Annotated in this window: 26 protein-coding genes and 1 pseudogene; 11 read left to right on the top strand and 16 right to left on the bottom strand. The window is 70.2% G+C overall.

What is annotated here, in order from left to right; genetic code table 11:
• Window positions 1-12: 12 nt before the first annotated feature.
• From SMIR_RS32100 to SMIR_RS32085, 4 genes are all read right to left on the bottom strand, one after another.
• On the bottom strand, window positions 13-843 hold the full coding sequence (locus SMIR_RS32100; RefSeq protein ID WP_075027598.1) for a MetQ/NlpA family ABC transporter substrate-binding protein: 831 nt from the start codon (window positions 841-843) through the stop codon (window positions 13-15).
• Between the two features lie 98 nt (window positions 844-941).
• A complete protein-coding gene (locus tag SMIR_RS32095; RefSeq protein WP_168490073.1) occupies window positions 942-1,679 on the bottom strand; it encodes a methionine ABC transporter permease in 738 nt (245 codons plus the stop codon).
• Window positions 1,676-2,710, bottom strand: coding sequence for a methionine ABC transporter ATP-binding protein (locus SMIR_RS32090; protein WP_168490074.1), 1,035 nt, complete (start codon window positions 2,708-2,710; stop codon window positions 1,676-1,678). Before SMIR_RS32090 ends, SMIR_RS32095 begins: the two co-directional genes overlap by 4 nt.
• Before the next feature lie 375 nt (window positions 2,711-3,085).
• On the bottom strand, window positions 3,086-3,733 hold the full coding sequence (locus SMIR_RS32085) for an HAD family hydrolase (RefSeq protein WP_168490075.1): 648 nt from the start codon (window positions 3,731-3,733) through the stop codon (window positions 3,086-3,088).
• A 69-nt stretch (window positions 3,734-3,802) separates the two neighbouring features.
• Here SMIR_RS32085 and SMIR_RS32080 point away from each other — a divergent pair, with 69 nt between their 5' ends.
• Both SMIR_RS32080 and SMIR_RS32075 read left to right on the top strand, forming a co-directional pair.
• Window positions 3,803-4,162: a hypothetical protein gene (locus SMIR_RS32080; RefSeq protein WP_101406199.1), complete on the top strand. Its 360-nt coding sequence runs from the start codon at window positions 3,803-3,805 to the stop codon at window positions 4,160-4,162.
• Window position 4,163: 1 nt separating this feature from the next.
• Window positions 4,164-4,628, top strand: a complete 465-nt coding sequence (locus tag SMIR_RS32075) for a hypothetical protein (protein WP_422664478.1) — start codon at window positions 4,164-4,166, stop codon at window positions 4,626-4,628.
• Between the two features lie 51 nt (window positions 4,629-4,679).
• Here the strand turns inward: SMIR_RS32075 and SMIR_RS32070 are convergent, their stop codons facing one another.
• From SMIR_RS32070 to SMIR_RS32055, 4 genes are all read right to left on the bottom strand, one after another.
• Complete coding sequence (locus SMIR_RS32070; protein WP_168490076.1) at window positions 4,680-5,183, bottom strand: GNAT family N-acetyltransferase; 504 nt, start codon at window positions 5,181-5,183, stop codon at window positions 4,680-4,682.
• A gap of 46 nt (window positions 5,184-5,229) precedes the next feature.
• Window positions 5,230-5,736 (bottom strand): sigma-70 family RNA polymerase sigma factor, encoded by a 507-nt coding sequence (locus SMIR_RS32065; RefSeq protein ID WP_168490077.1) that lies wholly within the window; start codon window positions 5,734-5,736, stop codon window positions 5,230-5,232.
• A gap of 73 nt (window positions 5,737-5,809) precedes the next feature.
• Window positions 5,810-7,030 (bottom strand): glycerophosphodiester phosphodiesterase, encoded by a 1,221-nt coding sequence (locus SMIR_RS32060; RefSeq protein ID WP_212727693.1) that lies wholly within the window; start codon window positions 7,028-7,030, stop codon window positions 5,810-5,812.
• 197 nt (window positions 7,031-7,227) lie between these two features.
• On the bottom strand, window positions 7,228-7,467 hold the full coding sequence (locus tag SMIR_RS32055; protein ID WP_168490079.1) for a hypothetical protein: 240 nt from the start codon (window positions 7,465-7,467) through the stop codon (window positions 7,228-7,230).
• 267 nt (window positions 7,468-7,734) lie between these two features.
• Here SMIR_RS32055 and SMIR_RS32050 point away from each other — a divergent pair, with 267 nt between their 5' ends.
• The gene (locus SMIR_RS32050; RefSeq protein ID WP_054230621.1) at window positions 7,735-8,406 is read left to right on the top strand and encodes a lysophospholipid acyltransferase family protein; all 672 of its coding nucleotides are present in this window, start codon (window positions 7,735-7,737) and stop codon (window positions 8,404-8,406) included.
• Window positions 8,407-8,503: 97 nt separating this feature from the next.
• Here the strand turns inward: SMIR_RS32050 and SMIR_RS32045 are convergent, their stop codons facing one another.
• The 5 genes from SMIR_RS32045 to SMIR_RS32025 form a co-directional block, all read right to left on the bottom strand.
• Entirely contained in the window at window positions 8,504-10,066 is a 1,563-nt protein-coding gene (locus SMIR_RS32045) for an MFS transporter (protein WP_168490080.1), read from the bottom strand.
• A 2-nt stretch (window positions 10,067-10,068) separates the two neighbouring features.
• Complete coding sequence (locus tag SMIR_RS32040) at window positions 10,069-10,614, bottom strand: TetR/AcrR family transcriptional regulator (RefSeq protein WP_180362588.1); 546 nt, start codon at window positions 10,612-10,614, stop codon at window positions 10,069-10,071.
• A 125-nt stretch (window positions 10,615-10,739) separates the two neighbouring features.
• Window positions 10,740-11,711: an aldo/keto reductase gene (locus SMIR_RS32035; RefSeq protein ID WP_168490082.1), complete on the bottom strand. Its 972-nt coding sequence runs from the start codon at window positions 11,709-11,711 to the stop codon at window positions 10,740-10,742.
• Between the two features lie 154 nt (window positions 11,712-11,865).
• Window positions 11,866-13,299 (bottom strand): argininosuccinate lyase, encoded by a 1,434-nt coding sequence (gene argH, locus SMIR_RS32030; protein ID WP_168490083.1) that lies wholly within the window; start codon window positions 13,297-13,299, stop codon window positions 11,866-11,868.
• Between the two features lie 82 nt (window positions 13,300-13,381).
• On the bottom strand, window positions 13,382-14,575 hold the full coding sequence (locus SMIR_RS32025) for an argininosuccinate synthase (protein ID WP_168490084.1): 1,194 nt from the start codon (window positions 14,573-14,575) through the stop codon (window positions 13,382-13,384).
• Window positions 14,576-14,903: 328 nt separating this feature from the next.
• On the opposite strand from SMIR_RS32025, the gene SMIR_RS32020 reads away from it, so the two are divergent.
• The 3 genes from SMIR_RS32020 to SMIR_RS32010 all read left to right on the top strand — a co-directional run bounded on the left by SMIR_RS32020 (window position 14,904) and on the right by SMIR_RS32010 (window position 17,176).
• Window positions 14,904-15,761 (top strand): hypothetical protein, encoded by an 858-nt coding sequence (locus SMIR_RS32020; RefSeq protein ID WP_168490085.1) that lies wholly within the window; start codon window positions 14,904-14,906, stop codon window positions 15,759-15,761.
• 134 nt (window positions 15,762-15,895) lie between these two features.
• A complete protein-coding gene (locus tag SMIR_RS32015) occupies window positions 15,896-16,483 on the top strand; it encodes a pyridoxamine 5'-phosphate oxidase family protein (protein ID WP_168490086.1) in 588 nt (195 codons plus the stop codon).
• 3 nt (window positions 16,484-16,486) lie between these two features.
• The gene (locus SMIR_RS32010; protein ID WP_168490087.1) at window positions 16,487-17,176 is read left to right on the top strand and encodes a L,D-transpeptidase family protein; all 690 of its coding nucleotides are present in this window, start codon (window positions 16,487-16,489) and stop codon (window positions 17,174-17,176) included.
• 67 nt (window positions 17,177-17,243) lie between these two features.
• Here SMIR_RS32010 and SMIR_RS32005 read toward each other — a convergent pair whose 3' ends face one another.
• Window positions 17,244-18,737 (bottom strand): sensor histidine kinase, encoded by a 1,494-nt coding sequence (locus SMIR_RS32005; protein ID WP_168490088.1) that lies wholly within the window; start codon window positions 18,735-18,737, stop codon window positions 17,244-17,246.
• On the bottom strand, window positions 18,734-19,486 hold the full coding sequence (locus tag SMIR_RS32000; protein ID WP_168490089.1) for a response regulator transcription factor: 753 nt from the start codon (window positions 19,484-19,486) through the stop codon (window positions 18,734-18,736). Before SMIR_RS32000 ends, SMIR_RS32005 begins: the two co-directional genes overlap by 4 nt.
• A 184-nt stretch (window positions 19,487-19,670) precedes the next feature.
• Here SMIR_RS32000 and SMIR_RS31995 point away from each other — a divergent pair, with 184 nt between their 5' ends.
• From SMIR_RS31995 to SMIR_RS31975, 5 genes and pseudogenes are all read left to right on the top strand, one after another.
• Window positions 19,671-21,041, top strand: coding sequence for a ferredoxin reductase family protein (locus SMIR_RS31995; protein ID WP_168490090.1), 1,371 nt, complete (start codon window positions 19,671-19,673; stop codon window positions 21,039-21,041).
• Window positions 21,042-21,048: 7 nt separating this feature from the next.
• Window positions 21,049-21,528, top strand: coding sequence for an FMN-binding protein (locus tag SMIR_RS31990; protein WP_168490091.1), 480 nt, complete (start codon window positions 21,049-21,051; stop codon window positions 21,526-21,528).
• 81 nt (window positions 21,529-21,609) lie between these two features.
• Entirely contained in the window at window positions 21,610-22,989 is a 1,380-nt protein-coding gene (locus SMIR_RS31985) for a ferredoxin reductase family protein (RefSeq protein ID WP_212727692.1), read from the top strand.
• A gap of 19 nt (window positions 22,990-23,008) precedes the next feature.
• Window positions 23,009-23,461 (top strand): annotated as a pseudogene (locus SMIR_RS31980) (FMN-binding protein); the annotation flags it as partial.
• Between the two features lie 55 nt (window positions 23,462-23,516).
• On the top strand, window positions 23,517-24,254 hold the full coding sequence (locus SMIR_RS31975; RefSeq protein WP_212728440.1) for an FAD:protein FMN transferase: 738 nt from the start codon (window positions 23,517-23,519) through the stop codon (window positions 24,252-24,254).
• Window positions 24,255-24,302: 48 nt separating this feature from the next.
• Here the strand turns inward: SMIR_RS31975 and SMIR_RS31970 are convergent, their stop codons facing one another.
• Window positions 24,303-24,839 carry an arginine repressor gene (locus SMIR_RS31970; RefSeq protein ID WP_101406180.1) on the bottom strand — a complete coding sequence of 179 codons (537 nt, stop codon included), beginning with the start codon at window positions 24,837-24,839 and terminating at the stop codon, window positions 24,303-24,305.
• Window positions 24,840-24,849: the final 10 nt, after the last annotated feature.

Below are 24,849 nucleotides of genomic sequence, written 5' to 3'. Positions count from 1 at the left end.
GGATGACCGAAACTAGAACGACGGGATGACCGAACCGGCGTACTTGTCCTCGATGAACTTCTTGACCTCGGGCGAGGTGAGGAGCTTGGCGAGCTTCTTCACCCGCGGGTCGCTCTCGTTGCCCTTCTTGACGGCGAGGAAGTTGCCGTAGGGGTTGTTCGTCGCGGACTCCAGGAAGAGCGCGTCCTTGGCCGGCTTGAGGCCGGAGGAGATGGCGTAGTTGCCGTTGATCACCGCGGCGTCGACGTCGTCCAGGGAGCGCGGGGTCTGGGCCGCCTCCAGCTCCTTGAACTTGAGGTTCTTCGGGTTCTTCGCGATGTCCTGGGTGGTCGCGCTGTTGCCCGCGCCGTCCTTGAGCGTGATGAGCCCCTTGGAGGCGAGCAGCTTGAGCGCCCGCGCCTCGTTGACCGTGTCGTTCGGGACGGCGACCGTCGCACCGCTCTTGAGCTCGTCGGTCTTCTTGATCTTGTGGGAGTAGAGACCGAGCGGTTCCAGGTGGACCGTGACGACGGGCACGATGTGGGTGCCGTTCTTCTTGTTGAAGTCGTCGAGGTACGGCTGGTTCTGGAAGTAGTTGGCGCCGACGGACCCGTCCTCGGTCGCCGTGTTCGGCGTGACGTAGTCCGTGAACTCCTTGACCTGCAGGTCGAGGCCGGCCTTCTTCGCCAGGTTGTCCTTGATGTAGTCGAGGATCTCGGCGTGCGGGGTGGGGCTGGCGGCCACGACCAGCGGACCGCTGGTGTCGGAGGCGCTGCTGCTCTTGTCCGAGCCGCAGGCGGAGAGGCCGAGGGTGAGGGCTCCGGCGGCGAGGACTGCGGTGGTGATCTTGGCGGTGTTACGCACGAAAAGTGCCTTTCCTTAAGGGTGGAGCGACCCCGTGGTGGGTGGTTACGGGGAAATCTGCGGGTGGGGGGAGAACCAGAAGGGGGTGTCGGGCGGCCTCAGGCGACCTTGCCGACCTCCGCGGTGGCGGGCTCCTTGGCCTTCAGCAGCCGCAGCTTCGGAGCGGCACCGGAGTGGCCGCCGCGCCGGTGCAGGGTGCGGGCCGCGTAGTCGCCGGCGAACTGGATGAGCGAGATGACGACCGCGAGGATCGCCACGGTGATCCACATCAGTCCGGTCTCGAAGCGCTGGTAGCCGTAGCGGATGGCGATGTCGCCGAGCCCGCCGGCGCCGACGGTGCCGGCCATCGCGGAGTAGCCGATGAGGGCGACGATCGTGGTGGTCGCGGAGGAGATCAGCGACGGCAGCGACTCCGGTACGAGCACCTTGCGCACGACGGTCCAGGTGTTGCCGCCCATCGACTGCACGGCCTCGACGCGACCGCCGTCCACTTCGCGGACCGCGGTCTCGACCAGGCGCGCGAAGAAGGGGATCGCGCCGACGGCGAGCGGCACGATCGCCGCCTCGCGTCCGATGGTCGTTCCCGTGATCGTGCGCGTGAAGTTCATCAGCGCGACCATCAGGATGATGAACGGCAGCGAGCGGGCGATGTTCACGACCTGCCCGATGACCTTGTTCACGACGACGTTCTGCAGGAGTCCGCCGCGGTCGGTCAAGACGAGCAGAACACCGAGCGGCAGACCGCCGACGATCGCGATCAGCGTGGACCAGCCGACCATGTAGAGCGTGTCCCAACACGCCTGGGACAGCAGGGGCTGCATCTCCGACCAGGTCACTTGGCGCCGTCCTTCACGAGTACGGGCTGCTGGCCCTGGATGTCGATCTGCAGGCCCTGCTCGCGCAGGAACCCGATCGGCACGACGTTCTCCTCGTAGCGGCCGGGCAGTTCGATGCGCATCCGGCCGACCTGCTTGCCTGCGACGGTGTCCATCGCCGCGCCGAGGATCGAGATGTCGATGTTGTACGTGCGCGAGAGCTGCGAGATGACGGGCTGGGTGGCGGCCTCGCCGTGGAAGGTGACGTCGATGACGGTGCGGTCGTCGCCGGACGGCTCGCCGCTCACCGGGAAGAGTGCCCCGGCGAGTTCGGAGCCGGGGGTCGCGAGCAGCTCGCTGACGGTGCCGGACTCGACGATGCGGCCCTTCTCCATGAGCGCGGCCGAGTCGCAGATCGTCTTGACGACGTCCATCTCGTGGGTGATGAGCAGGACGGTCAGGCCCAGCTGCCGGTTCAGGTCGCGCAGCAGCTGGAGGATGGAGCGGGTGGTCTCGGGGTCGAGGGCACTGGTGGCCTCGTCGGAGAGCAGCACCTTGGGGTCGCCGGCCAGGGCGCGGGCGATGCCGACGCGCTGCTTCTGGCCGCCGGAGAGCTGGGCCGGGTAGGCCTTGGCCTTGTCGGAGAGACCGACCAGGTCGAGCAGCCCGAGCGCCTTGGAGGATCGTTCCTTCCCCGACAGGCCAAGGATTTCGAGCGGCAGCTCGACGTTGTCCTGCACGGTGCGCGAGGACAGCAGGTTGAAGTGCTGGAAGACCATGCCGATACGGCTGCGGGCCTGGCGGAGTTCCTTGCCCGCGCGCGGGCCGCGGCCGGCGAGCGCGGTGAGGTCCTGTCCGGCGACGGTGACCGTGCCGGCGGTGGGACGCTCCAGAAGGTTGACGCAGCGGATGAGGGAGGACTTGCCGGCGCCGGACTGGCCGATGACGCCGTACACCTCGCCTTCGCGGACATGCAGATCGACGCCGTCGAGGGCGGTCACTTCACGGCCGCGCGAGCGGTAGACCTTGGTGAGGCCCGTTGTCGTGATCACTGGGGGTTTCCGTCACTGTCGAGTGCGGGGCGCGGGTGTGCGCCGGCACGGGTGCATTCGGTCGGGAACGCGACACGGTTCTCGCGGTGGCGATGGAACCGGATGAATCCGGGGGAGAACATGCGCGCGGGGCGACGCCGCTCACGTACGGGGTACGGACAGGGCGCGGCGGTCTCGCTTCGGGGCGCGAGACGGGGCGGTGGTGCAGGGGCCCTCTAGAAGGCGCACATTCGACACATACAACGAGCACCGGGCGTCATGGTCGCCTCGGTCGCAAGGATGCGGCTGCTCGTCGTGGTCATGGGATCAAGTAAAGCAGACGTACAGGCGGGACCCAGAAGCGCTGTCCGTATGACGGACAGCGGTGGACACCTCTCAGCCGCGGGTGGAGATCTCCACTCCCCCGCCGGTGACCAGTGCGGACAGGGCCGAGAGGTCCTTCACCACGAGGTCCGCGTCCAGCTCGGACGCCTCGTGGGTTGTGGCCAACGCCACGGTGGTCATCCCGGCGGCGCGACCTGCCTGCAGGCCCGCCGGGGCGTCCTCGAAGACGACGCAACGGGCCGGGTCGACACCCAGTTCACGGGCGGCGAGGAGGTAGGGCTCGGGGTCGGGCTTGCCGCGGGTGATGTCGTCGGCGGAGATCAGCGTCTTGGGCCGGATACCGACCTCGGCGAGCCGGGCCTCGGCCAGTCGACGGGTGGCGGACGTGACGACGGCCCAGCGGTCGGCCGGCAGCGAGTCGAGGAACGCGGCGGTGCCGGGGAGCAGGACGACGCCGCCGGGGACGTCCTCGACCTCCAGCAGTTCGATGCGCGCGAGCGCCTCGGGGACGAGGTCGGCGGGCAGCAGGTCGGCGGCTATCTCGACGGCGGGGCGACCGTGCAGTTCGATCCGGGCGAAGTCCTCCGCGGTGATCCCGTATTCGCGCGCCCATCGTGTCCAGCACCGGTTCACCGACTCGAGGGATGAGACGAGCGTCCCGTCGTTGTCGAACAGCAGGGCATCAGCGTGGATCTTCATGCTCTCGACCCTACGGGGCAGCCCGGGGGCGAGGGCACCGGGCCTTTTGGCCCGTAATAGGGTCACGGCATGCTTGATGCCCTGACGGTCGCGACCGCCGTCGCCGCGCTCGCGCTCGCCGCCTGGTGCGGCTGGGCCGCCTACCGTGATCAGCCCACCAAGGACTGGCACTTCATCGGCATGGCCGTGGTGACGCTGCTCGCCCTGATCCAGCTGGTGGTCGGCATCGTCCAGCTGGCGCGCGGCGAGAAGCCCGACCAGGGCACGACCATCTTCGTGGCGTATCTGCTCGGTGCCTTCGCGTGCATTCCGGCCGCGGGCTTCATGTCGCTGGCGGAGCGCACCCGCTGGGGATCGATCACGGTGGCGGCCGGCGGTGTCGTCCTCGCCGTACTGGAGGTGCGGCTCTATGACATCTGGGGAGGCTGAGATGACGGCCACGGAGGAGAACGGGACCGCGCCTCAGGAGAGGCGGGAGAACCCGGAGAAGAAGCGCACCCGGCTGATCAGCGGCCCGGGCATGCTGCTGCTCTGGCTGTACGGCGTGATGGTCGTCGGCGCCGTGTCGCGCTCCGCCGTCCAGATCTCGACGGAGTTCGACAAGGCCCCGCTCGCCTACTCGCTGTCGGCGGTCGCGGGCCTCGTCTACGGCTTCATCACGTACTCACTCGTGCGCGGCGGTGAAACGGCCCGCAGGGCGGCGCTGGTGTGCTGCGCCGCCGAGCTCTTGGGCGTGCTGACCGTCGGGACCTGGACGCTGGTCGAGCCGTCCGCCTTCCCCGACGCCACCGTGTGGTCGGACTACGGGATCGGCTATCTGTTCATCCCGGTGCTGCTGCCGCTGTCGGCCATGTACTGGCTGCGCAAGGCGCGCACGGCCGACTGGTCGGCGTAGCTCGGGCCCGGAGTTCGGGCCCTGAGCACGGGACCTGAGCACGGACGCTGGTCAGGCGCTGGCCACGAACGCGCCCGCGTCGGCGCCCTTCTGCAGGGTCACCAGGGTGAGCCGCTCGTCGACGCGCTCCGTGGAGACCTGCGCGTAACCGTGCTTGCGGTACATCCGCAGGTTGCGGTCGCTGCGGTGGCCGGTGAAGAGCTGGAAGGACTTGGCCGCGCCGTCCGTTGCGAGCTTGGCCTCGATCGCGGCGAGCAGCCGCCCGCCCAGGCCGTGGCGCTGCATGCGCGGGTGGACGATGAGCTTGTTGATGCGGGCCGTGCCGTCCGGGCCCACGGCTCCGCGGACCGAGGCCACCACCTCTTCGCCCAGCCTGGCCACCAGGACCGTACCGTCCGCCAGCTCTGCCCTGAGGGAGTCGAGCGGCTGCGTGAGCGGCTCGATGCCGTAGTCCCCGTACAGCTCGGCCTCGCTCTGGTAGCAGAGGTACTGCAGCTTGAGGATCTGCTCTGCGTCCTGCTCGGTCGCCGCCGAGATGGTCACGCTCATGCCCATGTGTGCATGCCTCCCGCTCACCTGTTCCACCGGTCGTCCCCCACTCCTATCCCCGTCGTTCGCGGGCCGCAACCACCGGGGAGAGCAGGCGACGCAGACATCCCAGACATCTGGAACGTTCCGGACCCAGACTGCCCTGTGAGATACCCAACTCGCCTGCGATCTCCCGATAGGTGAGGTCCTTCGGGGAGAGCAGTGCCGCCATCAGGCTGGGGCAGCGGCCCGGCAGCCGACGGACCGCGTCGTGCAGGGCGCGCCGGCTGTCGGCGGTCATCACCTGCTGTTCGGGGTCCGGCCCGCTCTCGTCGGCGGGCTCGGAGACGTACGGCCGCTCATGCCGGGCCGTACGGCGGCTGCGGCGTACCTCGGAGCGCACGGCGCGGCGCAACCAGCCCTGCGGGTCGACGGGCGGCCCGTCCGAGTCGAGGCGCTCCAGGAGGCGCAGCCAGACGGCCTGTTCGAGGTCGCTCGGTTCGGTCCCGGACGCAAAGCCTTCCGCCGAGGCCTCGGCGGCGAGCAGCGGACGCAGGGTGGAAACCATCTCGTGGGTCATATGCGGCGGGACGCCGACGCCCCGGCAGGGGGTTGCCGGGGCGGGCGACTGTCACCCCATCGGGGTGGGTGGATCATCCGTTGACGAAGTCCTCGCGGGCGAGCAGCGCGGTGTCCGCGTTGTCCGAGAAGACGCCGTCGATGCCCGTGGCGAAGTAGGTCTTGAAGGCGCCGAAGGCGTCGCCGTAGGCGTTCGGGTCGGTGCCCTGCCGGAAGTTCGCGGGCAGGAAGGTGTTCTCGTTGCGCATGGTGTACGGGTGCAGGATCAGACCCGCGCGGTGCGCGTCGGCGACCAGCGTGGTCGGCGTGGTGAGGGCGCCGTTCGCGTCCTTGAGGATGACCAGGTCGAGCGTGGGGCCGATGCCCTGCGCGTACGAGGCGATCCACTTCAGGCCCTCGGGCTTGACGAGGTCGGCGACGGTACGCAGGTCACCCGTCGTGACGAAGTCCCAGGGGCGGGTGTTCGCGGCGGAGAGCAGCACGACGAGCGGGTTGTCGACCAGCTCGTCCAGGCGCTGGATGCTGGTCGGCTCGAAGGACTGGATGATGACCGGCGAGTTCTTCTTGTCCTTGCCGTGCTTGCGGAGCACCTTGGCGAGGCGCTCCTCCAGGCCGAGGCCCAGCGCCCGGAAGTAGGTGGGGTGCTTGGTCTCGGGGTAGATCCAGACCTGCTTGCCGCGCTTGCGGGTCTGCTCGTCCTGCCAGTGGAGCACCTCTTCGAAGGTGGGAATCTCCCAGCGGCCGTTGTAGAGCGTGTTGTGCGGGCGGTTGGCGGGGATGCGCTCGACGGCCCGCAGGGTCTTCAGCTCGGCGAGGGTGAAGTCCTCGGTGAACCAGCCCGTGATGGGGATGCCGTCGAGGGTCTTGGTGGTCTTGCGGTCGGCGAACTCGGGGTGCGCCGACACGTCGGTGGTGCCGCCGATCTCCGGCTCGTGCCGGCAGACGAGGTGGCCGTCCTTGGTGGGTACCAGGTCACCGGCCTCGACGACGTCGGCGCCCATGTCGAGGGCCAGCTGGTACGAGCCGAAGGTGTGCTCGGGCCGGTAGCCGCTGGCGCCCCGGTGCCCGATGACGGCCGGCTTCGGCAGGCTCTTGTAGCCGCCGCCGTGCCCGTCGCTCGCGTGCCGCTCGTCCGCTCTCGCCGCACCCGGCAGCCCGAGGACCGCTCCGCCCGCGCCGAGCACCGCGGCCCCGAGCAGCGCGCGTCGCGCCGTGCCCCGGTCCTGCCCGTTCGGCTCCCGCGACTCCGGTATGCCCCGCGTCCCGTGCGTCCCCTGCGTCCCCTGCGTCCCCATGAGCGCTCCTCCCGCCGTACCGCCCCGTACCTGTCAAAGCGCGTCGATCGTAGGTTCCCTTCCGTGACGGGAGGGAGACCTGTGGCGGAACACGTGGGTTCCGCTGGATGACGTACGGAACAGTCGTACGGAACACGGGGGCTGGCGACCCGTCAGTTTCGGGGTGACGGTGGTGGGTACGCGGTCCGGGTACGCGGTCAGAGGTTCCCGATTCCGGGGTCCCGGTCCCGGGCGGCGCTGACGGCCCCGGAGTCGCTGACATGCTGGGCCGCGTGGGCGCGGCGGCGGGCGTCGCGCAGGCCCCTGGTCGCCTGCGCCTCGATCCGCGCCGAGTCGGGGCTGTCATAGACGCGGCGGCGGTCCCTGCGGATCAGGACGACTGCGGCACTCCCGACGATCAGGACCAAGGCGGCGAGCGTCACGACCATGTATCCCACGATCCCCCGTTCCATCCGTTCGACCCGGGCAGGACGTGCGACCCGGTCAAACTGTGCGACCCGTTCGGCGTGGCGGTCGAAGCCGCCGCGAGATACGTCACATGCTTCCGTCCGTGTGACGAACGCGCAACAGCCCGCCACCTCAGGTAAACATTGGTCAACAGTCCGTATCCAGTCGGTGAACCCGATGTGCAATCACCGGGGGGCCGCGAGTATCGTCCTCACCTGCACATACTTCATACCGATCCCTTGACACCGGAGGGCCCGTTGTCCCGCTTCGCGCTCATCAAGGCAGTGCTCGGACCGATCATGCGCCTGATGTTCCGCCCACGGGTGGAAGGCGTGGAGCACATCCCGGGCGACGGTCCGGTCATCCTGGCCGGCAACCACCTCACGTTCATCGACTCGATGATCCTGCCCCTGGTCTGTGACCGACAGGTGCTCTTCATCGGCAAGGACGAGTACGTCACCGGCAAGGGGTTCAAGGGCCGCCTCATGGCCTGGTTCTTCACCGGCGTCGGCATGATCCCGGTGGACCGGGACGGCGCCAACGGTGGTGTCGCGGCGCTGATGACGGGCCGTCGCATTCTGGAGGAGGGCAAGGTCTTCGGCATCTACCCGGAGGGCACCCGCTCCCCCGACGGCCGGCTCTACCGCGGCCGCACCGGTATCGCCCGCCTCACCCTGATGACCGGCGCCCCGGTCGTCCCGTTCGCGATGATCGGCACGGACAAGCTGCAGCCCGGCGGTGCGGGGATGCCGCGGCCGGGCCGCGTCACGGTCCGCTTCGGTGAGGCGATGGAGTTCTCGCGGTACGAAGGCATGGACCGTGACCGGTATGTGCTGCGGGCCGTGACCGACTCCGTGATGACCGAGGTCATGCGGTTGTCGGGGCAGGAGTACGTGGACATGTACGCCACCAAGGCGAAGGCTGCGTAGCAGTTTGTCGTTCGGGTGCGGGTGCGTTGGGGCTGCTCGCGCCCACGCGGCGGAGCCGCACAAGGTCACAGCCCCGCGCCCCTGAAGGGGCGCTTTCCTAGACCCCGGTTTCCAAGTTCTGGCCCTTCAGCAGGAACCATGCCGCCGCCGCTGTGGCGAGCAGTACCGCCGCTCCGATGCCGGACGCCAGTGCCAGGCCGTCCACGAAGGATGTGCGGGCCGCGGTCAGCAGGGCCTCCGAGGCGTGGGTCGGCAGGGTTGCCGCCGCCTCCACCGCGCCGCCCAGGGACTCGTGGGCACCGGCCGGGGTGCCCGCGGGGCCGGTGAAGCCCGCGTAGACGCCGGTGACGATGGAGCCGAGCAGGGCGATGCCGAGGGCGGCGCCGAGCTCGTACGCCGTCTCGGAGACCGCGGACGCGGCGCCGGCCTGCTCCTTGGGCACGCTGGAGAGGATCACGTCGGCGGTGACGGTGAACGAGAAGCCCGCGCCGACGCCCACGATCAGGAGCGCCGAGCCGAGCACCGAGTACCCGGTGGACTGGTTCAGCAGGGTGAGCACGCCGAGCGCGAGGCCCACGGCGGCGAGACCACCGGAGACCACGGCACGGACCGAATAGCGGCGCGCGACCGAGCCCGCGATCAGACCCGCTCCCACCGCGCCGATGGCGGCGGGCAGTTCGGCGAGCCCCGCCTGGAACGGCGGCCTGCCCTGGACGAGTTGCAGGTACTGGGACAGGAAGAAGACCAGTCCGGACAGGCCGAAGACGGTCAGCAGATCGGCGAGCACCGCCGCCGAGAAACCTCGGTTGCGGAACAGCCGCATGTCCAGCAGCGGTACGGGCATCGCGAGTTGACGGCGCACGAAGCCGCAGAGGGCCCCGGCACCGAGCACGCCGACGGCCATCGGCTCCCAGGTGAACCCGTGCGTGGCGGCCTCCTTCACCGCGTACACGATGCCGATCATGCCGACGAGGGAGAGCACGACGCTGGCCAGGTCCCAGGGGCCGGGGTTCGGGTTGCGGGACTCGGGCAGCAGCTTGATGCCGACGGGGACGAGGATGAGCATCACGGGCACGTTGATGAGGAAGACGGAACCCCACCAGAAGTGTTCGAGCAGGAAGCCACCGACGACGGGCCCGACCGCCGTACCGGCGGAGGCCGTGGCGCCCCAGATGCCGATGGCGAGGCTGCGCTCGCGCGGGTCGTGGAAGAGGTTGCGGATGAGGGCGAGCGTGGCGGGCATCAGGGTCGCGCCCGCGACTCCGAGCAGCGCCCGCGCCAGGATCATCATCTCCGGGGTCGTCGCGTACGCGTTGAGCACCGATATCGCGCCGAACGCCGTGGCGCCCATCAGCAGCAGCTTCTTGCGGCCGATGCGGTCGCCGAGGCTGCCCATGGAGACGAGCAGACCAGCGATGACGAACGAGTAGACGTCACCGATCCACAGGAGCTGGGTGCCGGAGGGCTTCAGGTCCTCGCTGATGTAAGGGGTCGCGAGACCGAGCACGGTCGCGTCGACGGCCACCAACAGCACGGCGAGGACGAGAACGCAGAGCGCGAGCCAACGGCCCGGACGCTTCTCCACCCCCACCTTGTACTCCCCCAAGCTCTCGCCTTCGCTCGAGCAGGGGGCACCCCCATGCTGCAGGGTGCTGGTCATGATCACTCTCTCCGTAGTGCGCCGCCGAGCAGCAGCTCGACGATCATGTAGTGGAAGTCCTTGGCGGCGACGCGGCCCTCGGTCACGGCCCACGCCCCCGAGGCCATCAGCCCGTAGAGCGCCTCGGTGAGCCAGGCGGGGCTGAGGTCGATGCGGAACTCGCCGCCCTCCTGGCCGCGCCGGAACAGGGCGGCCATCCGGGCATCGAGCCGGGCCCAGCCCTCGTTCTGCCCCTCGCCCTCGAACAGCTGGTTCTCGGTGTAGAGGAAGGCGAGCAGCCCGGCCACTCGTTCGAGCTCTTTCACCAGGCGGCGCAGGGCCTCCTGAGCGGTGCCCTCGTCGAGGCGGGCTGCCTCCAGCGCCGCCTCGCACTCCTCGATGCCGAGTGCCTCCAGCGCCCGGACGAGCGCGTCCCGTCCGGCGAACTGGCGGTGCAGCGTGGCCCGGCTGATCCCGGCCGCCCTGGCGACCTCGTCCATGGTGGCGGTGGATTTGCGGGTGAGCAGGGCGGCTGCGCTGCGCAGCACGTGGTCACGGTCGACGGCCATGAGACAACTATACCCCGTGTGAGACATCCATGTCTCACACGGGGCAGGCGAGTCTCACACGCGTCACGTTTCGCCAGCTTTTGCGAGCCTTAGGTCTTTTGCGGTGTTTGAGTCTTTTGCCGTGCTCAGTGCCAGGGCAGCTGCCCGCGCCGCTCCCAGTACGCGTGCGAGTCCTCCGCGAGCGTGGCGAGGCGGGTCAGCTGGTCCTCGTCCAGGTCGACGACCGCCGCGTGCAGGTTCGAGGCGAGCTGGGCGGAGGTGGCCGCGCCCGAGAGGACGACTCCGGCCCAGGGCTGCCGCAGGATCAGCGCGAGGGCGACGGCGTCGGCGCCGAGGCCCGTCTCCTCCGCGATCGCCCGCACCGCGTCCGGCGCGTGCTCGGCGGCCAGGCGGCCGTTGGCCATGCCCTCCTTGACGATCACCGTGAGCCCGGCGTCGTGCGCCTCGGCGAGGGCGGGCGCCGCCGAGGTCTCCAGGACGTTGTACGTGGACTGGACGGTACGGAAGAGGGGCTCGCCGTCGACCGTCACGGCGAGCGCGGCGCGGATGGCGTCGGCCTGGGCGGGCCCGCTCGTGGAGAAGCCGATCGAAAGGCCCTGGGCGGCCGCCTCGGCGAGCTTCGCGTGGAGTTCCTTGTCGGTGAGGGCCGGGCTGTCCGGGGTCACCGAGTGGATCTGGTACAGGTCGAGCCGGTCACCGAGCAGTGCGGCGGTCTCGGCGCGCTGTCGCTCGTACGTGGCGAGGGTGTGGTCCTTGACCTCGTGCTTCTCGGCGTCGGTGGTCCAGTCCGCGGTGTACGTGTAGCCCCACTTGCTGCCGATGACCACGTCGTCGACGTCCGGCCGGCTCTTCAGCCAGTCGGCGAGGAACTCCTCCGAGCGGCCGTAGGAGCGGGCCGCGTCGAAGTAGCGCACGCCCTGGGCGTAGGCGGCGTCGAGGAGTTCGTGGGTACGGGCGCGCAGCGTTTCGACGCTGCGATTCTCTCCGAGGTCATGGTCTCGGCCGAGGTTGATGTAACCCGGGCGGCCTACTGCGGCGAGGCCCAGGCCGATGTGGCAGGTGGGCGTCGTGGCGGTCGCGAGACGGGCGAAGGGCATCGCGGGCTCCGTTCGGTCGGCTCCGGTGCGGCTCCTGACCAACGTAACCCGCGATGACCTTCGCCTCAGCGCTCGGTCGGTGCGGTGATTCGGCGGGTGCGGGATGGTGGGGGTCGCTCGCGCAGTTCCCCGCGCCCCTTTCGGGGCGCTTCCCTTACAGCTTCTTCTTGGCTGTGGCCCACGCGTGCTGCTCGGCCACGTCCGACTTCACCTCGGCGAGCTGGATGGCGACCGCGCTGGGTGCCGTACCGCCGCGGCCGTCGCGGGAGGCGAGGGCACCCGGGACGTTCAGGACGGAGCGCACCTCGGGGGTGAGATGGGCGGAGATCTTCGCGAACTGCTCGTCGGTGAGGTCGTTCAGCTCCTTGCCGTCCGCCTCCGCGACCTTGACGCACTCGCCGGCGACCTCGTGGGCGACGCGGAACGGCACGCCCTGCTTGACCAGCCACTCGGCGATGTCCGTGGCGAGCGAGAAGCCGGCCGGGGCCAGCTCCTCCATGCGCTCGCGGTGCACGGTGAGCGTGGCCATCATGCCGGTGAAGGCCGGGAGCAGGACTTCCAGTTGGTCGATGGAGTCGAAGACCGGCTCCTTGTCCTCCTGGAGGTCGCGGTTGTACGCGAGCGGTAGCGCCTTGAGCGTCGCCATCAGGCCCGTGAGGTTGCCGATCAGACGGCCCGACTTGCCGCGCGCCAGCTCGGCGATGTCCGGGTTCTTCTTCTGCGGCATGATCGACGAGCCGGTGGAGAAGGCGTCGTGGAGGGTGACGAAGGAGAACTCCTTCGTGTTCCAGATGATGACCTCCTCGGCGATCCGGGAGAGATTCACGCCGATCATCGCGGTGATGAAGGCGAACTCCGCCACGAAGTCGCGGGAGGCCGTGCCGTCGATGGAGTTCGCGACGGAGCCGTGCTCGAAGCCGAGGTCCCTCGCCACCGCCTCCGGGTCCAGGCCGAGGCTGCTGCCCGCGAGCGCGCCGGAGCCGTACGGCGAGACCGCCGTACGCTCGTCCCACTGGCGCAGCCGCTCCGCGTCCCGGGACAGGGGCTGGACATGAGCCAGGACATGGTGGGCGAAGAGCACCGGCTGGGCGTGCTGGAGGTGCGTACGGCCGGGCATCGCCACGTCCGGGTGCGCCTCCGCGAGGCCGATCAGCGCGTCCTGGAGGTCGGCGATCAGACCGCCGATCGTACGGGCGTGGTCGCGCAGACACATACGGAAGAGCGTCGCGACCTGGTCGTTCCGGGAGCGGCCCGCGCGCAGCTTGCCGCCCAGGTCGGGACCGAGGCGCTCCAGCAGGCCCCGCTCCAGTGCCGTGTGGACGTCCTCGTCGGCGATCGTGCCCACGAAGGAGCCGTCGGCGACGTCCGCCTCCAGCTCGTCGAGCCCGGCGAGCATCCGCGTCAGCTCGTCCTCGGTGAGCAGTCCCGCCTTGTGCAGCACGCGCGCGTGCGCACGTGAACCGGCGATGTCGTAGGGCGCGAGCCGCCAGTCGAAGTGGACGGACGCGGACAGCTTCGCCAGGGCCTCGGCGGGACCGTCGGCGAAACGGCCGCCCCAGAGCCGTACGTCACCGCTGTTGCTGCTCACTTGCTGTGCTCCTCGGAGGTGTCGGATGTGCGGCCGCCTCCCTGCCGTGAGACGACCAGGGAGGCGGCAATCACGCTACTGCTTACGCGAGGTCGCGCTTGGCCGCGATCTTCGACGACAGGCTGTAGATGTCGATGAAGCCCTTGGCGGCGGCCTGGTCGAAGGTGTCGCCCGTGTCGTACGTCGCCAGGTCGAAGTCGTAGAGCGAGGTCTCGGAGCGCCGTCCGGTGACGACCGCGCGGCCGCCGTGCAGGGTCATCCGGATGTCGCCGTTGACGTGCTGGTTGGCCTCGTTGATGAAGCCGTCCAGGGCGCGCTTGAGCGGGGAGAACCACTGGCCGTCGTAGACCAGCTCGCCCCAGCGCTGCTCGACCTGCCGCTTGTAGCGGGCGAGTTCACGCTCGACGGTGACGTTCTCCAGCTCCTGGTGGGCCGTGATGAGCGCGATCGCGCCCGGGGCCTCGTACACCTCGCGGGACTTGATGCCCACGAGCCGGTCCTCGACCATGTCGATCCGGCCGATGCCCTGGCCGCCGGCGCGCTCGTTGAGCTGCTGGATGGCCTGCAGGACGGTGACGGGCCTGCCGTCGATGGCGACCGGGACACCCTCCTTGAAGGAGATGACGACCTCGTCGGCCTCGCGGGCCTCGGCCGGGTTCGAGGTGTACTCGTAGATGTCCTCGATCGGCGCGTTCCAGATGTCCTCCAGGAAGCCCGTCTCGACCGCGCGCCCGAAGACGTTCTGGTCGATGGAGTAAGGGGACTTCTTGGTGGTGGCGATCGGGAGCTGCTTCTCCTCGCAGAAGGCGATCGCCTTGTCCCGGGTCATCGCGTAGTCACGGACCGGGGCGATGCACTTGAGGCCGGGGGCGAGGGCGACGATGCCGGCCTCGAAGCGCACCTGGTCGTTGCCCTTGCCGGTGCAGCCGTGGGCGACCGTGGTGGCGCCGTGCTTCTGGGCGGCGGCGACGAGGTGCTTGACGATGGTCGGCCGGGAGAGGGCCGACACCAGCGGATAGCGGTCCATGTAGAGGGCGTTGGCCTTGATCGCCGGGAGGCAGTACTCCTCGGCGAACTCGTCCTTGGCGTCCGCGACCTCGGCCTCGACGGCACCGCAGGCGAGCGCGCGCTTGCGGATGACGTCCAGGTCCTCGCCGCCCTGACCCACGTCGACCGCGACGGCGATGACCTCGGCGCCCGTCTCCTCGGCGATCCAGCCGATGGCGACGGAGGTGTCCAGACCGCCTGAATAGGCGAGTACGACGCGCTCGGTCACGAGTTTCTCCTCACACTGCATTCGCTGATATGCATGAGTATGCAGTACTCCGCATGAATCGTCAATCGCGGGTCACCCGTAGGTGCCGTCCGCGGGCCCGGACGGCACTCGCGAGGGCCGCGACGAAATCTTTGGAGAGCGCTTGAACGAAAGAACGCGCTTTCTCGTACCTCTCTCCGAACGCAGGCGCCGCGTTTTTGTACACCGAGGTTTTCGTACACCGAGGTTTTTGCCGCCGAGGTCTTCGCAGACCGAGACGCGACGAGCCACGGACCGCCCGGACGACCACCGGACGGTCCCCCATCCCCGAACCGAGTGAGGCTTCCGCATGTCCAGGGCCCTTCCGAAGTACAACAAGCGCCGCGTCCTGATGATCGGCGGCACCGCCGCGGTGGTGCTCTCCGGAGCCGTGATCGCCGGCAACGCCTTGGCCGGGGAGACGTCCAAGAACAGCACGAACGCCACGACCAAGGCCGCGACCTCCCCGGGCACCGTGAACTGCCCGGCCGTCGCGCCGAGCCTGCCCGCGATCCCCGCCTCCGCGCAGGCCGAGGTCACCCGCAACCTCACCCTCCTGGACACCCAGATCGCCGAGGCCAACAAGCGGCTCGTCGACACCGTCGGCCAGGGCGGACCGAACTTCGTGCAGAACGCGATCCTCGGCCCCCTCAAGGACAAGCGGGTGGCGACGATCAACCGCATCGCCACCGCGATCGGCCGCACCGCGGCCAAGCCCACGGGTCTCGACTCGCTCGCGCCCTGCACCCTGAACGCGAACGGGGTGAACTCGGGCGGCGCCGCCGCCACCGCGGCCCCGAGCGCGACGGCCACCCAGCAGGCAGGCAACACGGGGAACACCGGAAACACGGGCAACACCGGCAGCACCACCGCCGCCGGCACCATCACCTGCCCGGACGTCGCGTCGAAGCTGCCCGCGATCCCCGCCTCCGCGCAGGCCGAGGTCACCCGCAACCTGACGCTCCTGAACACCCAGATCACCGAGGCGAACACCCGACTGGCGAACACTGTCGGCCAGGGCGGACCGAACTTCGTGCAGAACGCGATCCTCGGCCCCCTGGCGGACAAGCGGAAGTCGACCATCGACCGCATCGCCATCTCCATCGGCCGCACCGCGGCCAAGCCCACGGGCCTGGACTCCCTCGCGACCTGCACGCTCAACAAGTGACGTCTTCCGTGGCCGCTGCGCCCCGTCCGCCGACCGGGGCGCAGCGGCCACGGATCCGTCCGCCACGTGAACCAATGCGCCGGACGGGTGAATTCCTTAGACAGGCGAACGGTCTTGCCCAATAATCGTTAGACATGGGAAAGACTTATGAGCGCATAGACGGCAGGCTGCGTTCGTTCATCGAGGCGCAGCCCCTCTTCTTCACCGCGACGGCACCCCTGTCCGGGGACGGCACGGTCAACCTCTCCCCCAAGGGCCTCACGGGCTCGTTCGCCGTCCTCGACGAACTCACCGTCGCCTACCTGGACTTCGCCGGCAGCAACGCGGAGACGATCGCCCATCTCCGGGAGAACGGCCGGATCACCCTCATGTGGTGCGCCTTCCAGGGCCCGCCGAACATCGTCCGGGTGCACGGCCAGGGCGAGCCCGTCTTCCGCGACGACCCCCGCTTCAAGGAACTGCTCACGCACTTCCCCGACATCGACCCGACCCCGCACGGTCTGCGCGCGATCATCGTCGTGACCGCCGAACTCGTCCGGGACACCTGCGGCTACGCCGTGCCCTTCATGTCGTACGAAGCGGACCGCGACCTGCACGGCAAGCGCTTCGCGCGCGAGGACGACGCCTCGCTGAGCGAGTACTTCACCAAGAAGGACCACGTGGCCACGAGCCTGGACGGCCTGCCCGGGCTGCCGCTCCCGCTGCCTCCCCGTACGGTCTGAGCCATGCGCCTCGCAGCCGCCGCCCTCGCGTCCGCGTCCCTGCTCGCCCTGGCCCCCAGCGGTCCGCCCACCCTCCCCGAGCAGATGGCGGACACCGGTGGCGGCGGCCAGCTGATCACGGCTCAGGCGGCCCGCGTGGACTCGACGTCGGGCACGCTCACCTGGTGGGACCGGCGCGACGGGCACTGGGTGAAGGCCGGTTCGGCGGCGGCGCGCTTCGGGGCGAAGGGGCTGACCGAGGGGGGCTCACGCAAGCAGGGATCGAACACGACACCCACGGGGCTGTACGACCTTCCGTTCGCCTTCGGGATCAAGGCCGCGCCGGCCGGCACCGCGCTTCAGTACCGGCGGGTGCGGAAGGAGTCCTGGTGGTGCCAGGACAACGACTCCCGTTCCTACAACCGGTGGACCGAGCCACGGCCGGCCGACTGCCGTGCGTCCGAGTCCGAGCATCTGATCGCGTACGCGAGGCAGTACGCCTACGCGCTGGTCGTGGGGTTCAACTACGGGCGGCCCGTGCGGGGGCGCGGGGCGGGGATCTTCCTGCACGTCGACGGGGCCGGGGCGACGGCTGGCTGTGTGTCGGTGTCGGAGGACGCGATGCGACGGATTCTCGCGTGGCTCGATCCCGCCAAGGAGCCGCATATGGCGATCGGGACGGTGAGTGGGGGGACTGCGATCACTCGTTACTAGGTGCGGGTGGTTCGCGGCCGGGCGCGCCCACGCGGCGGAGCCGCATGGCGTCACAGCCCCGTGCCTCTTACTGGGCGCCCAGTCGGACCGTGAACCTTGTCGCCCCCGGACGGCTCTCCAGCTCGACCGTGCCGCCGTGGGCCTCCACCACGGCCGCCACGATGGACAGCCCCAGGCCCGCGCCACCGCCCGCTCCCCCGGTGCGGCGGCGGTCGGCTCTGGTGAAGCGTTCGAAGACGCCGGGCTGGACGTCCTCCGGGACTCCCGGACCGTCGTCGTGGACCGTCAGGACGGCCGTCTTGGCGTCGGTCTCCAGGGACACCGTGACCTTGGTGCCAACGGGCGTGTGCCAACGGGCGTTGGCCAACAGGTTGGCCAACACTTGTTGGAGACGGTGGGCGTCGCCCGTCACCGTGACCGGCTCCTCCGGGAGTTCCAACGTCCAGCGGTGGTCGGGGCCCGCGGCGCGGGCGTCGGTGACCGAGTCGAGGACGAGGTGCGTGAGGTCGACGGGAAGGCGCTCCAACGGGCGGCCCGCGTCGAGACGGGCGAGCAGGAGCAGGTCGTCGACCATCTCGCCCATCCGCGCCGACTCGGCGGCGATGCGTTCGAGGGCCCGGGTGACCTTGGGCGGCACCGGGTCCGGGTGCAGCAGCGCCAGCTCGGCGTGGCCGCGGACCGAGGCGACCGGCGTGCGCAGCTCATGGCTGGCGTCGGCCGCGAAGCTGCGCAGCCGTTCCTCGCTCGCGTGCCGCTTGGTCAGCGCGTCCTCGACATGGCCGAGCATCCTGTTGAAGGCGCCGGCGAGGCGGCCCACCTCGCTGCGCGGGTCCTGCTCGGGCGCGCGCGGCGGCAGCGCCACCTCACCGCTGGCGAGCGGCAGCTCACTGACCCGGGTCGCGGTCGCGGCGACCCGGCTCAGTGGGCGCAGCGACCAGCGCACCCACAGGGCTCCGGCGACTCCGGCGATCACGAGGGCCAGGCCGAAGACACAGGCGGCGACCAGTTCCAGGCGGTGCACGGCGGCCCGGACCGGTTCCATCGGCAGTCCGGCGATCAGGACGTCGCCGTCCAGTCCGCGCGCCGCCATCACGCGGTAGTCGCCGAGTGCCGACAGGCAGACGGTGTGGGCGCGGCCGTCGGTGCGGATACCGGCGAGGGTCCGCCGGTCGGAGGTGGTCAAGGACACGTTCAGGTCGGTGATGTTCTGGCCGGAGGGCACGACCGCCGCGTTGGTGACGTCCCGGCCGACCAGCCGCGCGCCGAAGGTGCCGGTGCTCTGCCGCCTGGTGTCGCCGTTCTCGTCGCCGTCGTGGTCGGACATCTTCATACCGGCCCCGTGCTCCAGGCTCGCGGGGAACCGCACCCCCACGTCGTGCAGCTGCTGGTCGAGGCGGCCGGTGAGGAAGCCGTTCAGTTCGTACACCGCGGCCACCCCGACGGCGGCGCAGCTGACGGCGAGCAGCACCAGGAGCCCGGCGGTGAGGCGGGCCCGCATCGTGCGCGGGCGCGGCAGCCGGCGTACGCCCGCCCGCACCCGTGGCCACCAGTGCCGGCTCATCGTCCGACCACCGGCTTGATCACGTACCCGGCGCCCCGCACCGTGTGGATCATGGGCTCGCGGCCCGCGTCCACCTTTTTACGCAGGTACGAGATGTACAGCTCCACGACATGGGCCTGGCCGCCGAAGTCGTAGGACCAGACGCGGTCGAGGATCTGCGCCTTGCTGAGCACCCGGCGCGGGTTGCGCATCAGGAAGCGCAGCAGTTCGAACTCGGTCGGCGACAGCTCGACCAGCTCGCCGCCCCGGGTCACCTCGCGGGCCTCCTCGTCCATCACGAGGTCGCCGACGGTCAGGCGCGGGCCCTCGTCCAGTTGCCGGGCCATGCCCGCGCGACGCAGCAGGCCGCGCAGCCGGGCGACGACCTCCTCCAGGCTGAACGGCTTGGTCACGTAGTCGTCGCCGCCCGCCGTGATGCCCGCGATGCGGTCCTCGACGGCGTCCCGCGCGGTGAGGAAGAGCACACAGACCTCGGGGTGCACGGTGTGCAGGGTGCGCAGCACGGCGAAGCCGTCGGTGTCCGGGAGCATCACGTCGAGGACGACGGCGTCCGGCATCAGCTCACGTGCCTCGGTGACGGCCGAGGCCCCGTCGCCCGCCGTCCGGACCACCCAGCCCTCGTAGCGCAGGGCGCCGGAGAGCACCTCGGCCAGGTCGGGGTCGTCGTCGACGACGAGGACCCGCACGGGGGTGCCGTCGGGGCGGGTGAGCGCGGGCAGGCCAGTGCCTCGGGAGCGGGGAGTGTTCATATCGTCTTCCAGGATCGCCCCTCGCCGGAGCCGGCAGCCCTCCTCCCGCCTCTGAGTTTCCTCTGAGCGGGCCGCATGTGCCGCTCTCCGTTTCCTGTGAATCCGCGACGAAGGCGCCCATTCAGAGGCCGCTCAGAAGTTGCCGAAGCACAGTTTCCTCCCGGACAGCCGGAAGGACGGACATATGACCACGGTATACGAGCGGACAGCGGTCCCTCGCCCGTCACGCGGACGCGGACGGCCGCGTCCCTCACCCGCCGGGCCCCTGCTGGCCCTGCTCTGGGCCGGGGCCGGTGCGGTCGTCGCCCTGTGGTGGTACGACACGCGGTCGGTGGTGGGCCTCGCCGGGTGGCTGACGGACGCCGGGCGGATCGCCGGACTGCTGTGCGGCTACAGCTGCGCGGTGCTCGTGGCGCTGATGGCCCGGGTGCCCGTGCTGGAGCGGCGGATCGGCTCCGACCGGGTCGCCCGCTGGCACGCCATGGCCGGCCGGTACACGGTCAGCCTGCTGGTGGCGCATGTCACGCTGATCCTCTTCGGATACGCCGCCCAGGACGGGGCGGGCATCGTGCACGAGACGCTGAGCGTGGTGTTCGACTACCCGGACATGCTCAAGGCCACGACCGGCACGCTCATCCTCTTCGCCGTCGGGATCACCTCGGCGCGCGCGGCCCGCCGCCGGATCAGCCACGAGTTCTGGTACTACCTGCACCTGCTGACGTACGTGGCCGTGTTCCTCACCTTCTTCCACCAGCTCGCGCTGGGCTCGGACTTCGTCGGCGACACCGCCGCCCAGGCCGCCTGGTACGTGCTTTACCTGGGCACGGCCGCCCTGGTCGTCTGGTTCCGGCTGCTCACCCCGGTACGGCTCAACCTGCGCCACCAGCTGCGCGTGGAGTCCGTGCACCGCGAGGCGCCCGGCGTCTTCTCCGTCGTCGTACGCGGGGAACGGCTGGACGAGCTGAACGCCCAGGCAGGGCAGTTCTTCCGCTGGCGGTTCCTCTCCGACGGGATGCGGTGGACCTCGACGCCGTACTCGCTGTCGGCCCCGCCGCGCCCCGACCTGATGCGGATCACCGTGAAGGCGCTCGGCGACCACAGTGCCGCCGTGGGGCTGCTGCGGCCCGGCACCCGGGTGTGGGCGGAGGGGCCCTACGGGGCGCTGACCGCCGAGCGGCACACCGGACGCAAGGCGCTGCTGATCGCCGGCGGCGTCGGCATCACACCGCTGCGCGCCCTGTTCGAGACGCTGCCCGGCGGGCCCGGCGACGTGACGCTGCTCTACCGGGCGAGCACGGCCGAGGACCTCGCGCTCGGCGCCGAGCTGGAGGCGATAGCGCAGTGGCGTGGGGCGCGCGTCCTGTACGCGGTCAACGGCGCCGACGGGACACGTCCGCGGTTCACCGCCGATTCCCTGCGGGAGGCCGTGCCCGACCTCATCGGGCATGACATCTATCTGTGCGGTCCGCCCGCCATGGCACGGGACCTGTACGGGGCGCTGCGCGCGGCCGGGGTCCCCGACCGCCGTATCCACCACGAGTCGTTCGAGCTGTGAGGTCACCTTGCACGCCCTGAAGAAGCACCGTCCGCTGCGCCGCGTGACGCTGGCGGCGGCCACCACCGTCACCGGTTTCGTCCTGCTGCTGTCGCTCAAGCCGCACACGCCGCCGACCGTGGCGCAGGCATCCTCGTCCGCCGGGCGGTCGCCGTCGCAGTCCCAGGCGCCCTCCCGGACGCCATCACCCGGAAGCACGAAGACCACCGGCACCAAGACCGTCACCGGTGACACGATCCAGACCCGCTGGGGCCCCGTCCAGGTGCGCGTCACGCTGAAGAACGGCAAGATCACCGACGTGACCGCGGTCTCCTATCCCACGGACAACCCACGGGACCAGGAGATCAACAGTTACGCAATTCCCCAGCTCAGGAGGGAGGCGCTGGCGGCGCAAAGCGCCCAGATCGACTCCGTCTCGGGGGCCTCGTACACCAGCGACGGATACAAGCAGTCCCTCCAATCAGCACTGGACTCGGCAGGCCTCTGAACGCACGGCCGTCGAGGCCCGTATCTCTGGGCCAGGGGCCTCTCCCCTAGCCCCGTCCCCACGGACGACCACGGAGGAACCGTGTCCACGATCGCCGGTGGCCGCGCCGCGCGGCGCCAGACCTTGCGCCGTATTCGCCCACGACGCTCCCCCGCCGTCCCACTGCTGCTCGCCGTCGGGGCGGGCGCGGCCGGGGTCATCTGGCTGTGGTGGAGCAACACCCCGTCCATCGCCGACGACAACAGCAGGATCCTCAACGCGGGCCGGATCACCGGACTGCTCGCGGGGTATCTGATGGCGCTGGTGGTGCTGCAGATGGCCCGGGTGCCTGCCCTGGAGCGCCGGGTGGGCTCGGACCGGGTGGCACGCTGGCACGCCATGAGCGGCCGGTACACGATCTGCCTGGTCCTCGCGCACCTCGTGCTGATCATGTGGGGCTACGCGCTGCAGGCCGGCAAGAGCTTCGGCGACATCGTCCAGCAGACCATCGACTCGATCAACCAGCTGCCCGACATGGGCAAGGCGGCGATCGGCACCGGTCTGCTGTTCCTGATCGGCCTGCTCTCCATGGGCCCGGTGCGCCGCAGGATGGGCTACGACACCTGGTACCACATCCACCTGCTCACCTACGCCGCCGTCTTCCTGACGTTCTGGCACCAGCTGTCCACGGGCAACGAGTTCGCCGTCGAGCCGACCGCCAAGACGGTCTGGTACGGGCTGTACGGGTCGGTGACGGCCCTGGTGATCTGGTACCGCATCCTCTCGCCGATCCGGTTGAACCTGAAGCACCGGATGCGGGTCGAGGCCGTGATCGAGGAGACCCCCGGGATCGTCTCGGTGCTGATCAGCGGGCGCAAGCTGCACCGCATGGGCGCCGAGGCCGGGCAGTTCTTCCGCTGGCGCTTCCTGGCGCCGGGCATGCGGCTCAGCTCCCACCCGTACTCACTGTCGGCGGCGCCCCGCCCCAACATGCTGCGCATCACGGTGAAGGCGATCGGCGACCACAGCTCGGCGCTGCGCGACCTGCAGCCAGGCACCCGGGTCTGGGCCGAGGGCCCGTACGGGGCGCTGACGGCGGGCAAGCGCAGCCGGGGCAAGGTGCTGCTGGTGGCGGGCGGGGTCGGCATCACTCCGATGCGGGCGCTGTTCGAGACGCTGCCCGGCGCGGCGGGTGACCTGACGCTGCTCTACCGGGCCAACACCACCCAGGACCTGGCCCTGTGGGACGAGCTGGCGGCGATCGCCGAGGAGCGCGGGGCCCGGTTGATGTACGCGGTGAACAGCCCGGAGGGCGAGCGCCCGGACATCTCGGCGGAGACCCTGAGCCGCAAGCTGCCGGACATCGACCGCCACGACGTCTTCATGTGCGGGCCGCCCGGCTTCGCGCAGCAGGTCTACGAAGCACTGCGCGGCGCGGGGGTTCCCGCCCGCCGCATCCATCACGAGTCGTTCGAGATGTGAGCGACGGGAGTCAGGAGCGATGAAGAAGAGCCACCCCTTGCGGCGTGTCGTGCTGGCCGGCGCCGCCACCGTGTCCGGAATCGTCCTGCTGCTGTCGCTGAAGCCCGCCTCCGATCCGGCGTCCGCGTCGGCACAGGGTGGAGCGCCCCAGCAGTCGGTGGTGGGACAGGAGTCGCCCCAGGGCGGCAGCGCGCAGCAGTCGTCCGCGGGGGCCCAGACGGTCACCGGCGACGTCACGCAGACCCAGTACGGGCCGGTCCAGGTCCGTATCACCGTCAGCGGCGGAAAGATCACCAAGTCCGAGGCCGTGCAGGCGCCCAAGGGCGGGCTGAGCGACCAGAAGACCGCGATGGCCGTGCCCAAGCTCAACCAGGAGGCGGTCGCGGCCGGGAACGCGACCATCGACGCCGTCTCCGGTGCCACCTACACCAGCACCGGTTACAAGCAGTCCCTGCAGTCGGCCCTGGACAAGGCCGGTGGCTGACCCGGACCAGGAGCCGCCCGCCCTGCGGCACGCGGAAGAAGTCATGGGCACCGTCTTCTCCTTCGACGTGCGCGGCGGCGAACCCACGGCCGTGCGGACCGCGTTGGAGGAGGCGGTCACCCAACTCCACCGGGCGGACGAGGTGTTCAGCACCTATCGGGAGGACAGCCAGATCTCGCGCCTCGCGCGCGGTGAGCTGACGGTCGAGGAGTGCGATCCGGAGGTCGCCGAGGTGCTCGGCCTGTGCGCCGAGGCGGAGCGGGTCAGCGACGGCTGGTTCAGCTCGACGTACGAGGGCCGGCTCGACCCGACGGGGATCGTCAAGGGCTGGGCGACCGAGCGCGTGGCCCGCCACCTGGCGGCGGCCGGCGCCGGCGGAGTCAGCGTGAACGGCGGCGGCGACGTCCAGCTGCTCGGCGCGCCCGGCACGCACCGCCCGTGGCGGGTCGGCGTCTCGGACCCGCTGCGTCCCGGTTCACTCGCGGCCGTGGTCTCCGCGGCCGGAGTCGACGAACTGTCCGTGGCCACCTCCGGCACCGCCGAACGCGGCGCCCACATCGTCGACCCCCGCACCGGCCGCTCCGCGGTCACCGACCTGGTCGCCGTGACCGTGGTGGGTCCCCACCTGACCTGGGTGGACGCCTGGGCGACAGCAGCCTTCGCGATGGGCTCCCGAGAGGCCCTGACCTGGCTGGAGTCCCTCCCCGACATCGAGGCCTTACTGATCACGGCGGGAGACGAGGTCAGATGCACCGGGGGCTTGGCTCAACGCCTGGGGTGAGACCGGAGGCGCACCCCAACCCGGGGTGCGCCTCCACCGTCGTACAGCTCAATGATTGTTCTGAGCCAACCGCAACAGGTGATCGGCCAAGGCCTGCCCGCCCGTCGGATTACGACTGATCAGCAGCAACGTGTCGTCACCGGCGATCGTCCCGAGAATGTCCTGCAGCTCGGCCTGGTCGATGGCGGAGGCGAGGAACTGCGCCGCCCCCGGCGGGGTACGGAGAACCACGAGGTTCGCGGACGCCTCCGCGGAGATCAGCAGCTCCGCCGAGAGCCGCCGCATCCGCTCCTCCTTCGCCGACTCCCCCAGCGGCGCGCGGGGGGTGCGGAAACCGCCCTCGCTCGGCACCGCGTAGATGAGGTCGCCGTCGTTGTTGCGGATCTTCACCGCGTTCAGCTCGTCCAGGTCCCGGGAGAGCGTCGCCTGCGTGACGCTCAGCCCGTCGTCGGCGAGAAGCTTCGCCAACTGGCTCTGGGATCGCACCGGTTGCCGGTTGAGGATGTCCACGATCCGGCGGTGGCGTGCGGTGCGGGTCTGCGGCACGGCAGGCCCGACGTGCTCGTGATCCTGCGCCTGGCTCATCGTCGTCGTC

The sequence above is a fragment of the Streptomyces mirabilis genome (assembly GCF_018310535.1).
Lineage (GTDB): Bacteria > Actinomycetota > Actinomycetes > Streptomycetales > Streptomycetaceae > Streptomyces.
Note: the sequence above shows the minus strand (reverse complement) of the source record. Positions and strands in the feature narration are given on the sequence as shown.